The organism is Hyphomonas sp. CY54-11-8 (genome assembly GCF_000682735.1).
GTDB lineage: Bacteria > Pseudomonadota > Alphaproteobacteria > Caulobacterales > Hyphomonadaceae > Hyphomonas.
In genome coordinates, this window is record NZ_AWFD01000002.1 from 68493 (window position 1) to 81210 (window position 12718).

The 12718-nt window shown below is 59.2% G+C and carries 15 protein-coding genes; 1 reads left to right on the plus strand and 14 read right to left on the minus strand.

All coding sequences use genetic code 11. The features are described 5' to 3' along the window. Nucleotides 1–4: 4 nt before the first annotated feature. The 3 genes from HY17_RS03815 to HY17_RS03825 all read right to left on the minus strand — a co-directional run bounded on the left by HY17_RS03815 (nt 5) and on the right by HY17_RS03825 (nt 2127). Nucleotides 5–481 carry an NfeD family protein gene (locus HY17_RS03815; protein WP_051599638.1) on the minus strand — a complete coding sequence of 159 codons (477 nt, stop codon included), beginning with the start codon at nt 479–481 and terminating at the stop codon, nt 5–7. Nucleotides 482–552: 71 nt separating this feature from the next. After that, nucleotides 553–1470, minus strand: coding sequence for an SPFH domain-containing protein (locus tag HY17_RS03820; RefSeq protein WP_369802163.1), 918 nt, complete (start codon nt 1468–1470; stop codon nt 553–555). Between the two features lie 174 nt (nt 1471–1644). After that, nucleotides 1645–2127 (minus strand): peroxiredoxin, encoded by a 483-nt coding sequence (locus tag HY17_RS03825; RefSeq protein ID WP_034762882.1) that lies wholly within the window; start codon nt 2125–2127, stop codon nt 1645–1647. Between the two features lie 124 nt (nt 2128–2251). Here HY17_RS03825 and HY17_RS03830 point away from each other — a divergent pair, with 124 nt between their 5' ends. Further along, on the plus strand, nt 2252–2812 hold the full coding sequence (locus tag HY17_RS03830; protein ID WP_034762883.1) for a YqgE/AlgH family protein: 561 nt from the start codon (nt 2252–2254) through the stop codon (nt 2810–2812). Here the strand turns inward: HY17_RS03830 and HY17_RS03835 are convergent, their stop codons facing one another. From HY17_RS03835 to coxB, 11 genes are all read right to left on the minus strand, one after another. After that, a complete protein-coding gene (locus tag HY17_RS03835; RefSeq protein ID WP_051599640.1) occupies nt 2813–3841 on the minus strand; it encodes an EAL domain-containing protein in 1029 nt (342 codons plus the stop codon). It abuts the gene before it with no gap. A gap of 12 nt (nt 3842–3853) precedes the next feature. Further along, complete coding sequence (locus HY17_RS03840; protein ID WP_034762884.1) at nt 3854–4423, minus strand: GNAT family N-acetyltransferase; 570 nt, start codon at nt 4421–4423, stop codon at nt 3854–3856. Between the two features lies 1 nt (nt 4424). Then, entirely contained in the window at nt 4425–5810 is a 1386-nt protein-coding gene (gene thrC, locus HY17_RS03845; protein ID WP_034762886.1) for a threonine synthase, read from the minus strand. Then, a complete protein-coding gene (locus tag HY17_RS03850; RefSeq protein ID WP_081812962.1) occupies nt 5807–6496 on the minus strand; it encodes an SURF1 family cytochrome oxidase biogenesis protein in 690 nt (229 codons plus the stop codon). The genes thrC and HY17_RS03850 overlap by 4 nt, the downstream gene beginning before the upstream one ends. 109 nt (nt 6497–6605) lie before the next feature. Further along, nucleotides 6606–7484, minus strand: coding sequence for a cytochrome c oxidase subunit 3 (locus tag HY17_RS03855; protein WP_034762889.1), 879 nt, complete (start codon nt 7482–7484; stop codon nt 6606–6608). Nucleotides 7485–7561: 77 nt separating this feature from the next. Continuing rightward, the gene (locus tag HY17_RS03860) at nt 7562–8140 is read right to left on the minus strand and encodes a cytochrome c oxidase assembly protein (RefSeq protein ID WP_034762891.1); all 579 of its coding nucleotides are present in this window, start codon (nt 8138–8140) and stop codon (nt 7562–7564) included. Further along, nucleotides 8137–8475: a hypothetical protein gene (locus tag HY17_RS03865; protein WP_034762893.1), complete on the minus strand. Its 339-nt coding sequence runs from the start codon at nt 8473–8475 to the stop codon at nt 8137–8139. The genes HY17_RS03860 and HY17_RS03865 overlap by 4 nt, the downstream gene beginning before the upstream one ends. Further along, entirely contained in the window at nt 8476–9429 is a 954-nt protein-coding gene (gene cyoE / locus HY17_RS03870) for a heme o synthase (protein ID WP_034762895.1), read from the minus strand. Nucleotides 9430–9516: 87 nt separating this feature from the next. Next, complete coding sequence (locus tag HY17_RS03875) at nt 9517–9915, minus strand: hypothetical protein (RefSeq protein ID WP_034762897.1); 399 nt, start codon at nt 9913–9915, stop codon at nt 9517–9519. 99 nt (nt 9916–10014) lie between these two features. Next, nucleotides 10015–11685: a cytochrome c oxidase subunit I gene (ctaD, locus tag HY17_RS03880; protein ID WP_034762898.1), complete on the minus strand. Its 1671-nt coding sequence runs from the start codon at nt 11683–11685 to the stop codon at nt 10015–10017. 23 nt (nt 11686–11708) lie between these two features. Beyond that, complete coding sequence (coxB, locus tag HY17_RS03885; RefSeq protein WP_034762899.1) at nt 11709–12674, minus strand: cytochrome c oxidase subunit II; 966 nt, start codon at nt 12672–12674, stop codon at nt 11709–11711. Nucleotides 12675–12718: the final 44 nt, after the last annotated feature.

A 12718-nucleotide genomic window follows, 5' to 3' on the forward strand; every position in this document is an offset into this window, starting at 1 on the left:
GGAATCACGCACTCTTTCGGACCAGCGCTGTGTTCATACGGGCGCCTTCGACCACGATGACATCGCCATTGTGGATGATCTCGGAGCCATCGACGATCTCCGCGCCCCAGACAGTGTCGCCGATCTTTACGCGTCCCTGCCCGGCATTCGTGAAGTCCGATGTGGCGACGCCGCGCTGACCGACAAGGCTATCCATTCGCTTGTTGAGCGTCGGATGTTCTGGTGTGGTCTTGCGCATGCCCGACAGGACCGTGCGCCCAACAACAAACAAGCCGACCGATGCTGCGCCGAAGAACAGGACTTGCCCCTGCCATGTGGCGAGACTGTCCGGGGCGAGCCAGGCAAAAGCGGCGGTAAGCCAGGCTGCGATGGAAATCATCAGCAGATCGAACGTCCCGGTCATCATCTCGATGCCGAAGAGCATCAAGCCAAGCGCAAGCCAGTGCCAGACAGTGAGATGGGTGAAGAGTTCTTCCAACATTGTCGGTCTCCTAGAAGCAGGTTGGCATTCCGGTCCCCGGCCGAGGCCGGGACACCAGGAAAAATCCAGCCTTAAGTCCGTGTGGGCGGCACAGCGCCCGATTGAACCTGAACGTCCTTCGCAGCGCCCGTAAGGCCTTTAATGCCCTCGATCGCTCCGATGATGCTGGAGAACTCTGCCGGAATGATGACCGTCTTCTGCTGGTTGGAAGTCGCCAATTTGCCGAAGGCTTCGACATAGGCCTGGCCGAGGAAGTAGTTGATCGCATTAACGTCACCGCGCGCGATCGCTTCGGACACCATTGCGGTGGCCTTGGCTTCCGCTTCGGCTTCGCGTTCCCGGGCCTCAGCATCCCGGAAGGCGGCTTCACGGCGGCCTTCTGCTTCAAGGATCTGCGCCTGTTTCTGGCCTTCAGCTTTCAGAATCGCCGACTGCTTGTCGCCTTCTGCGGTCAGGATCTCCGCACGCTTCAGACGTTCAGCTTTCATCTGGCGGGCCATGGCTTCAGTGATGTCTGCCGGCGGGCTGAGGTCGGCGATCTCGATCCGGGTCACCTTTACGCCCCACGGATTGGTCGCGGCATCGATCACGTTGAGCAGGCGGGCGTTGATGTCATCGCGGTTGGACAGGACTTCGTCGAGGTCCATCGAGCCGACCACGGTACGGATGTTTGTCAGTGAAAGGTTCTGGATAGCGTGGTGAAGATTGTTGACTTCGTAAGCCGCAGCCACCGGGTCGATCACCTGGATAAAGACGATGGCATCGCAGGACACCATGGCATTGTCCTTGGTGATGACTTCCTGTTGAGGAACATCAAGGACCGTCTCCATCATGTTCATTTTCCGCCCCACTCTGTCGATGAAGGGCGTGATGACAGACAAGCCGGGCGTCAGCGTCTTCGTGTAACGGCCAAACCGTTCGACCGTGAAATTGTAGCCCTGAGGCACGAATTTGAATGCCGAAACCAGACCAATGACCGCGACGGCCATTACCAGCACGATCACTGCAAAAAACGGATCCATGGGGTCCCTCTCCTTTGTTACGCCCATAAAGGTGGGGAGAGTTTTCCGTTTTTCAATAAATACCCAACCAAAAACGGCGTGCTCGTCCCCAAGCACGCCGATCATGGATCAAATTGGTTAAAACGCGTTATGCCTGATAAATCAAAGTTGTTCGAGCATGTAGTCAGCGCTGGAAACTTTGAATTCGCCGCCTTGCTCGACATTGAGCTCTGTAACCACTCCGTCTTTGACGATCATCGAGTAGCGCTGCGAACGCTGCCCCATTCCGAAGCCTGAGCCATCCATCTCAAGACCGAGCGCCTTCGCGAAGGTGCCGTTACCGTCCGCCAGCATGCGGACCTTGCCGTCCGCGCCAGCGCTCTTGCCCCATGCGCCCATGACGAACACATCATTGACGGAGGTGCAGACCACATCGTCCACACCTTTGCCTTTCAGGTCGTCGAGCTTCTCAACGAAGCCCGGAAGGTGTTTAGCGGAACAGGTCGGGGTGAAAGCACCCGGAACGGCAAAAAGGGCGACCGTCTTGCCGCCAAATACGTCTGCTGTTGTGCACGGCGCTGGACCGTCTGCGGTCATTTCCATGAAAGTTGCGTCTGGAAGCTTATCACCGACCTTGATGCTCATCTGCTTTTCTCCCTGCAGGTTTGACCAAGGACATAGGTCTCCCGGTGCTGCGAAGCAAGGATTCCCGCCCTTGCCAAAGCGACCGGGATAGCCCAGCCTCGGCTCTGAAGGATTTCCGCGCGCCATGGACACAGACCTGACAGGAAAACTGCTGATCGCCCTGCCCGGCATTGGCGACGCCCGGTTTGCGCGATCTGTCATCCTCGTGTGTGCACATTCCCCGGAGTTCGCCATGGGCATCGTGCTGAACAAGCCGATGGCCCATTTGCGCCTACCGCAATTGTTCGAACAGCTCGATGTGCCCATCGAAGCTGACGTACCGGACACGTTTGTTCTGGATGGCGGCCCGGTCAGCTCTGATCGCGGGTTCGTGCTTCACACCGACGATGTCTACAATGAAGGCGCCAGCTTGCCGGTTGATGGTGATATCTGCATGACCGCAACGCGGGACATCCTGCACGCCATGGGCTCCACTCACCCCCCCAGGCGCAGCGTGCTTGCACTCGGTTATTCTGGCTGGGGTGCAGGCCAACTGGAAACGGAACTCGCGGAAAATGCCTGGCTCGTCTGCGACCTTGATCCGGAGCTGATCTTCTCCAGCGCTCATGAACGCAAATGGCGTCATGCGCTGGGCCGGCTTGGTATTGATAGCGCGAGATTGCAGATTGTTCCTGGAAACGCCTGATCAGTAGCGCATGAAGCGGATCGCGGATTCGATGTCCATCGGCCGCGCAAACGCAAACCCCTGGACATGATCGAAACCAAGCGCACGTAGCCGTGCCGCATCTTCCTTGCGCTCCACCCCTTCAGCCGTGCTGGTCATGCCGAGACGGTTTGCAAGAAGCGTGATTGTCGACAAGATCGTGTCGGTCCGATGCTGCCCGAGACGCCGTGTCAGGCCGTGATCGATCTTCAGGCTGTCAGCAGGCAGATCGGCCAGCCACGCAAACGAAGAATGTCCCGTTCCGAAATCATCCAGAACCAGTCCCGCCCCGACCGCCTTCAGGGCAAGCGCAGCCGAGAGGGCAAAATCGGCATCGCGAAGGGCGGCTTGTTCCGTCAGTTCGATCTTCATCGACCGTTCCGGCAAATTGTACCCATTGATCAGCGCCTCGACGAGCGCAGGCAAGGTCCCGCGGGCAAGGTCCCGCGCGGTGAGGTTCACCTGCATGAACAGGTCGTCCCTGCCGGTAATGTCCCGCAATCTCGCGAGCGCCTCGGCCGAGCGGATCAACATGTTAGATGCCAGCGCCTCATCCTCGTACCGGCTTGGCGGCGAAGTGAGGTCACCGTCGTCCCAGCGTGCCAGCGCCTCAAACCCGGCAACCTGTCCATTGCGAAGCGATACGATGGGCTGAAATACCGGTGCCAGATCCGGACCGGGCTTCAGGTCCGACGGATCGATCTCCTGCAGATCGTCGCCGGTCAGTAGCATCCCACGTGCTTCGGTATCGCCGACAAAGGCTCCCACGAGATGAACGCCCCGTCCGCTCGACAGGCGAAGATTACACCGCACAGGGCCTTCCCCTGCATCGAAGGTCCGCTCCAGTCGTCCGCGGCTCAGCCCTTCCAGCATCTGTTCCAGAGCATCAATGGACCAGTCGCCCGACAGTTCGGAATAGGCTGACCCTCGCGGCACTTCGATCACAAGGCGCCTTGCTTGAGCATTCCAGTGCCAGTTGCCCTGAAGGCTTGTCTCGGAGGTTTGCGCCATGATGACCGGAATCTAGCGCGGCATCGCCGGCCTGACGAGGGCGAAAAGTATGTGGTCTTCCCGCCGTCCCGCGATCTCAAGATAATCCCGGGCATAGCCTTCACGCTCGAACCCGACCTTGGCGAGCACCCGTTGGGACCGTTCATTCGTCGGAAGGGTCCCGGCTTCGATGCGCCAGAGATCCAATACCTGGAATGCCCAGGTGCAGATCGTGCCAACGGCCTCATGCATGTATCCGTTACCTTGGAACTCCGCCCCGATCCAGTAGCCGAGATTGGCGGCCTGCGCCGGCCAGCCACGTACATTGGTGATCGACACGCCGCCCAGAAGCCGGTTGTCGCTCTGGCGGCGGATCAGGAAGACATGAGCCCGGCCATTGCGCCAACTGCTATGCCAGGCCTTCAGCCGCCGCCCCCAGTCTGCCTTTGAGTGTACATCATCCGGCCAAACCGGTTCCCACGGTTCCAGATGCGCCCGGCTTCGTTCACGTACATCAGCCCACTCCGCGAAATCCGCCCGGAATGGTGGTGAAAGCACCAGCCGCTCCGATGTTACCAGCGTTTCGCGCAAGGGCGGCAGCATTTTACCGGCTCCGGCCAGCGTGCTGTTCGATACGTGCCCGAACTGCAGCCAGTGAAGCCTCTGTCCGCTCGAACACTTCCTCTTGCTCATAGAGCACTTCAGCCCGGGCGGGCATTGTCGGCTTGCGACCTGTGGCCTCTTCCACCGTTTCCGGGAATTTCGCCGCTGCGGCCGTGGCCAGCACCACCGTTGTCACATCAGCCGCCGGCAGGCGCCGCGCGTGAAATGTACCAACTGCCGTATGCGGACAAATCTGCCACCCCGTCTCCTGCTCGAATCGTTTCATCTCACCCATAGTCTCGTCATTGCTGACAGAGGAAGCCGAAAGGCCTGAACACTTGAGGCGTGAAACCGCTTCGTCGGGCAATGACGCTTCGCCGACCTGCTTGTAAGTGTCATAGGTGTTACGAACCGCATCAGCATCACGCCCGGTCATTTCGAACAAGAGACGTTCGAAATTGGAAGGTACCGAAATATCCATGGCCGGGCTTGGGGTCGCAACGGCTGACGCGCGGGACATGACGCCGGTATTGAACAGGCGGGCCAAGGCGTCATTTGCGTTCACAGCGCAAACCGCCTCGAAGCCACCGCTCAACAAGCCACATCGGGCCGCAACATAGCCTGCCAGTGCATCACCCATGTTCCCGCTGGGCACGACGAACCGCAGCGCACCGCCGAGAGCCGCCTGCACGGTTGCATAATAGACCGACTGAGCGGCCACACGGGCCCAGTTGATTGAGTTCACGCCGGACAGGTTCACCCGGTTCACGAATTCCCGGTCTCCGAACATATCCTTCACAATGGCCTGGCAGTCATCGAAATCGCCATCGAGCGCCAGATTCACGACGTTCGACGCACCGGTCGTCGTCATGAACATCCGCTGCACCGGTGAAATACGACCGTGGGGATGAAGGATGATCAGGTCTGCGTGCTTCGTTCCGGCAAAAGCCGCTGCCGCTGCGCCGCCAGTATCACCCGACGTTGCGCAGACAATCATCATGCGCTGGCCGGATTTGGCCAGCAGGTAATCATAGATCTGCGCGATGATCTGCATCGCGATGTCCTTGAATGCAAGCGTCGGCCCGTGGTGCAGCTCCATCAGCCAGGCATCCTGCCGCCACTGCGTCAGCGGCGCGACGCACTGGTGCGCGAAGCTGCCATAGGCCCGCTCGCAAAGCGGCTTCAGGTCTTCGAGCGGGATCGCATCACCTGTGAAAGCTGACAAAATCCGCGCCGCCACTTCGTGATAGGTTTCGCCCTTGGCAGGTGGATCAATCTGCGGGAAACTCTCCGGCACATAGAGGCCGCCATCCGGCGCGAGACCGGCCAGACATGCGCCGGCAAAGTCTGTAGACGGAGCCTGGCCCCGGGTCGAAATATACTTCACGATTTGCCCTCGTTCCGGAACCTGAGCCGTCCCTTCTGGTGATGAAAGGCGAGATATACGCCGATGAGCGCCATGGCCAGCCCCCACCAGGTGATCGCATACCCAAAATGTCGTTGTGGCGGCAATTCATCATCCAGGCGCAGGCGTGCATAGGGATTGTCGATCAGGTAGGGCCCGTTCTCAGACACAAACCGGATCACTTCGGGCTCGAACACGTCTGCCGATACACGTGAAGCCGCCTCACCCGGCAAAAGCGACGCAAACACCGCCGGGTCAAGCACATAGAAAACGCGATTGGCTGTGTCGTCTGCTGCGGTAAAGGCATTCCGCTTGAAGGCCGGCTTGTAGATCCCACGGGTTGCGATTTGACCGGCCGGACAAGTCTCACCTTCGCATGCGGCAGGCGGATCGATCTGCTGGACGATTTCGATCGGCGTATAGACCACTGCATCACCAGTATCGACCGCAACAACGCGCATCCAGCCGGATTGCCCTTCCACATAGTAATATGAAAGGACCTCACTCGCCGGAATGATTTCGCCTTCCAGCGTGGTCCAGTCCGGCGTTTGGCGGTCGATCTCCATTTTCTGGAGGAAGCGGCCATACTGCCAGTTGCCGAGCCAGATCAGAATACCCAGGCTGATGAGCGTGAACACGGTCATCACGGGATACGGACGAAAAGTCATCTTCGACCCTTTCAAGCGCAGGGATCGGCCCTGCCCCAATAAGCAGAGCCCGCCGGGCGATTGCGCGCCGGCGGGCCCCTGAAAGTCAGCGCATGGGATGCGCGGCCGTCTAGTGCCCTGCGCCCAGTGCGAGGTATGGGGTCACGTAGACAAAGGCGAACAGGAACAGCCAGACCACATCGACGAAGTGCCAGTACCAGGCAGCAAATTCGAAGCCGAGGTGCTTCTGGGCCGACATGCCACCCGTAAGCAGGCGAAGCAGACACACGATCAGGAAAAGTGTACCGATCACGACGTGCGCACCGTGGAAACCGGTCGCCATGAAGAAGGCCGAACCATACAGCGTGCCATCAAAGCTGAACTGTGCGTGGCTGTATTCGAACACCTGCAGCGCAGTGAAGGCCATGCCGAGCAGGATAGTGACCAGAAGTCCCAGCTTCGCGCCCGAACGGTCGTCATGCTGGAGAGCGTGGTGCGCCCAGGTCACGGTGGTCCCGGACAGCAGCAGGATCAGCGTGTTGATCAGCGGCAGGTGGAACGGATCAAACGTCTCGACGCCGACCGGCGGCCAGTCGCCGAACTTTGCAAGGGCATCTGCAAACAGCGGGTTCGCTGCATCCCAGTTCTCGCCAACGCGCGCGCTGTGGAAGATTGCGAATTCGAAGAAGCTCCAGAACCAGCCGACGAAGAACATCACTTCTGATGCGATGAACAGGATCATGCCGTAGCGCAGGCCGATGGAAACAACCGGCGTATGATCGCCGATCTTGCCTTCCTTGATGACTTCGCGCCACCAACCAATCATGACCCAGCCGACCATGGCGAAACCGACGGCCAGCAGCCATACGGTTCCCTTTTCCATGCCGAAAAGGCCCTTCATGTAATTGACGCCGCCAAGCGCCAGAACCAGTACCGACAACGAGCCGAGCAGCGGCCACGGTGACGGGTTGACCAGATGATAATCGTGTTTGACTTCGCCGTGAGCCATGTCTGGCGGACCCCTTGATTTATATCCCTAGAATCTCTGAGCTGTTTAGACCGCTCCGGACCGAAAGTGCAACAGTTTCAGCCGCCCGTGGCTGAATTCGCCGCACCCACGGCCGCCTGTGTCGTTGGCCCTTTATACTTCGAACTTTCATAGAAAGTGTAGCTGAGCGTGATGGTTTCCAGCTGATCTGCCACGTGGTCTTCCACCATGTCGGGCGAGATGAAGTAGACCACAGGCAGCTTTTTCGTCTCATGAGGGGCGATGACCCGCTCATCGAAGCAGAAACATTCCAGTTTGTTGAAATACTTGCCGGAATAATGTGGCGTCACATTGTAGGCCGCGATGACGTGGATTTCCTCGTCCGTGGGATTGGAAACCTCAAAGAAGGCAAGCCCATGTTGGCCGATCTTGACGTCTTCGGAGCGCTGAAGCGGGCGGAATTCCAGTGGCGTATCTGCCACATTCGTATCGAAACGGACCGTGATTGTCTGGTCGACAATCTCCTTCGGGGCCGACGTCGCAATACGAGTCGTCCCGCCATAACCGGTCACCCGGCAGAATGTGCCGTAAAGCGGCTCCGCTGAAAAACCGAGTCCCAGCATCGCCGCGAAAACCGTCAGCGATATCCCGGCGACCTTGGCGTTGGACAGCTTCATTGCTCGGGTGTCTCCTCTTCGTCGGCCGTGGCATCAGGCCCAACCGGTTCTGTCGACAGATTTGCCGGCGGCGCAGCCTGATCCGGCGACATTCCGGGCGGAAGCGCAGGTGCCTCCTCCTGCCCAGTCTGGTTCATATTGTAATAGAAGTTGGCCTGGTTGTCCTCTGAGCCACTCAGGCGGACGAACGTCGTGAGCCCGACGAGAAACACAAAGCCCAAAAGCGCCAGTCCGAGCCACAGATTACGCCGCTTCTGAGCCGCACGCGCTGCGTCATCCAGATGCGCTGGTTCCGGGAACTGTTCGTCGCCCTTCTTCAAGCCATCACCGCTCATTTACAGGCCTCCGACAGGAAAATGCAGACCAGCTGCGTGCTCCACGATCAAGGCCGCGAAGACGATGAACAGGTACAGGATCGAGAAAAGGAACATGCTGCGCGCAAGTTTCTGGTCTGCTCCAGGCGCGCCGCTGTCACCTGCATGCGAGCGCCAGACGCGCACCGCGAAATACAGGAAGGCAAGGTTCAGCACACCTGTCACCACGCCGTAGATCCAGCCACCAAGTCCGGTCACCAGCGGCATCATCGAAACAGCCGCAAGGACGACCGTATAGATAAGCATCTGCAGCCGGGTCGCTTTCGCACCGTGCGTCACAGGCAGCATGGGCACGCCGGCCTTTTCGTACTCGGAATGTGCCAGCAGGCTCAGCGCCCAGAAATGCGGGGGCGTCCAGAAGAAAGTGATGGCGAACAGGATCCACGCATCGAGGGGTGTGTTCCCCGTCACTGCGGCCCAGCCGATGACTGGCGGAAAGGCCCCGGCCCCGCCGCCGATAACAATGTTTTGCGGCGTCGAGCGTTTCAGCCACATCGTATAGATGACGCCGTAGTAAAAAATCGAGAAAGCCAGCAACCCGGCTGCCAGCCAGTTGGATGCGAGCCACATGAGCAGGACGGACACGCCGCTCATGATCATGCCCATCGCTATCGCTTCTTCGCGCGGCACAGCACCGGATGGAATTGGCCGTGTAGACGTCCGAGTCATCACCAGGTCGATATCGGAATCGTACCACATGTTGATCGCGCCGGCGGCGCCAGACCCAAGCGCGACCGCCAGTACAGCAATCGCCGCCATCACCGGGTTCATCGACTGCCCGGTCACACCAGTGGCCGCGATCAGGCCGGCGACTGCGGTGAACACGACCAGCATCATGATGCGCGGCTTCAGCAGCTGAACATAATCACCAGCGGTGCCGTAGCGCTTTTGAGGAGTGGCGGGGGCGTCGGTCATTTCGGGTCCAGTTGGTGTGTTTCTGGTATGGGTCTGCGAGCCGGCGCTGTCAGCGCGACAATTGGGCCGTTCCGGCCGAACGCGGGCTTATTCCTTATCAAACTTGCGGTTCAGGCGCCATTCGAGCGCGAGGTAGGTGGCTTCGGCGATCATGAAGGCAATCGGCACAAGGATCAGGCTGATCAGGTCAGTCGCCGAGCCGGAGAGTTTCTGCATCACGTCGAATATGGCCGCAAACACGATCCCGACGAGGCCGGAATTGATGATCACCAGCTTACGGCTCGGCTTTGTCCTCAGCAGGCCTTTCGGCTGGCGCCAGAGCATCCAGAGGCCGATTCCCCCGGCAATCAGTGCAACAACGGAGATCGTTATTGCGATATTCGGATCGATCGTCCGTACCTTGTCGAACAGCCGGTCCACGGCCGGATTTCGCGGCAGGAACACCACGATGAAGGCATACATGCCAATCACGATGGGCAAGCGCATATTCAACAGATCAGGTCCTTCTTTCCGGGACTTTCGAAAGCGAACGGCCTCCCGTGGGACGAGAGGCCGCTGCGATTGAGTGGTTCAGGCAATGTAGGCCTAGTGACCGCCCTTGGCCGTCACGTGCGGCAGTTCATTGTACTGGTGGAACGGCGGCGGCGAAGGCAGCGTCCATTCCAGCGTCGTGGCACCTTCGCCCCACGGATTGGCGACACCCTTGCGACGACGGATCAGCGCTTCGGCGAGGCCGATGAAGAAGATCAGCGTTGCAACCATGGTGATGGCGTAACCGATCGACGAGATTTGGTGCCAGGTGGCGAAGCCATCAGCATAGTCGATGTAGCGGCGCGGCATGCCCTGCAGGCCCAGGAAGTGCTGCGGGAAGAACAGGACGTTCGAACCGATGAACATCAGCCAGAAATGCAGGCCGCCAATCATGCCGTTGTACTTGATGCCGAACATCTTCTCGAACCAGTAATACCAGCCAGCGAACAGGCCGAACACGGCGCCCAGCGACAGCACGTAGTGGAAGTGGGCCACAACGTAGTAGGTGTCGTGCAGCGAGTGGTCGATGCCTGCGTTGGCCAGGACGACCCCCGTCACACCGCCAACGGTGAATAGGAAGATGAAGCCGATAGCCCAGAGCATCGGGACTTTGAACTCGATGGAGCCGCCCCACATCGTGGCGATCCAGGAGAAGATCTTGATGCCTGTCGGGACGGCAATGACCATCGTCGCAGCGACGAAGTAGGCTTTCAGGTCAACGTCCATACCGACCGTGTACATGTGGTGCGCCCACACGACGAAGCCGATGACACCGATCGACACCATGGCGTAAGCCATGCCGAGGTAGCCGAAGATCGGCTTCTTGGAGAAGGTCGACACGATGTGGCTGATGATGCCGAAGGCCGGCAGGATCATGATGTAGACTTCCGGGTGACCGAAGAACCAGAACAGATGCTGGAACATGATCGGGTCACCGCCACCAGCCGGATTGAAGAACTGAGAACCGAAGTTCCGGTCCGTCAGAAGCATGGTCAGCGCAGCGGCAAGCACCGGCAGGGACAGAAGCAGCAGGACAGCCGTCACAAGAACACCCCAGGCGAACAACGGCATCTTGTGCAGGGTCATGCCCGGGGCACGCATGTTCAGGATGGTCACGATGAAGTTGATGGCACCGAGGATCGACGCGATACCGGCTGTGTGCAGCGACAGGATCAGCACGTCCATCGCCGGACCGGGGTGACCAGTCGTCGAGGACAGCGGCGGGTAAAGCACCCAGCCGCCAGCGAAACCATTACCAGCCGAGCCACCAGGGATCATCATCGAAATGGAAGCCAGGATGAAGGCAGCGACCGTCAGCCAGAACGAGATGTTGTTCATACGCGGGAACGCCATGTCCGGCGCACCGATCATCAGCGGTACGAACCAGTTGCCGAAGCCGCCGATCAGGGCCGGCATGACCATGAAGAAGATCATGATCAGGCCGTGATAGGTGATGACCATGTTGTAGAAGTGCTTGGCGTTCTGGATCGCCACGTCGCCTTCGCCGGCAACAAAGCGCGTCAGCACGCCGATACCGGGCTCAGCGAGTTCCCAGCGGATCAGGCCGGACAGCGTGTAGCCCACGATCCCCGCGATCATCGCGAAGATCAGGTACAGCGTACCGATGTCCTTGTGGTTGGTGGAAAACAGCCAACGCGTGAAGAAACCAGGCTTGTGGTCGTGATCGTCGTGGGCGTGGTCGAGGGCGACTTCATCCATAGGCATGGGACGTACTCTTCTCTCTCGGTTTATTCAGTGACCGCAGCGAACTTGGTCGCCGGTTCAATGGAAGCGATGTTCTGCACCGAAGCGGCCGCAGCATCATAGTCGCCAGCGAGCATCAGCTCCGCCCAGCGATCGAATTGTTCTTGCGGCACAACCCGGACCTCAATCGGCATGTAGGCATGGTTCACACCGCACAGTTCGGAACACTGGCCGTAGTAAGTGCCGGGCTCATCGACGAGGAACCAGCCTTCATTCAGGCGGCCAGGAACGGCGTCAGTCTTGATGCCGAAAGCCGGGACAGCGAAAGAGTGAATCACGTCAGCGGCAGCCGTGTAATAGCGGACATAGCGGCCAGCCGGCACGACCATCGGATAATCAACGGACAGGTTACGAACACCTTCAGTAGAGTCGGTCGACAGGCCGACTTGAAGCGGGTTCGAAACGAACTCCAGCGGGTAGCCGGCGTCGTCGGTGATGTCAGGATAGGTATAGGTCCAGTTCCACTGGTTGCCCTGCGCCTTGACGTTCACGAAGCCTTTCGCAGCGGCTTCCGGATTATATTCCTTGGTGAAGCGCTCGTATTCCGCAGACTTGCCATCAGCGAGGAGCTGGTTGGCCTTGTCCTGAACCTGCTGCAGGTTCGGCGGCACATCCTGATAGTAAAGGTTCGGGAAGGACTGGCTGGCAATGGCCACGAGGATCAGCGCCGGAACAACCGTCCAGATGACCTCGATCAGCGTATTGTGGCTGAATTTGCGCGGTGTGGGGTTCGACCGCGAATTGTGGCGCAGCATCACATAAAGCAGCAGCAGCAGAACGAAAATCGTGATTGGAATAATGATCCACAGCAGGAAAGTGTGGAAATGGTGGATACGCTCGGCAATACGCGTCGCGGCCGGTTGCATACCAAGCGCGCCATCGCGCGGAATGGCAGCAAAGGCCGGAGCGGCGAACAACGCTGCGCTAAGAGCGGCAAGAAGGTGTCGCACGAAGGAATCCTCGTCTCGTTGGAATCTCTGCTCCTGTATCTACA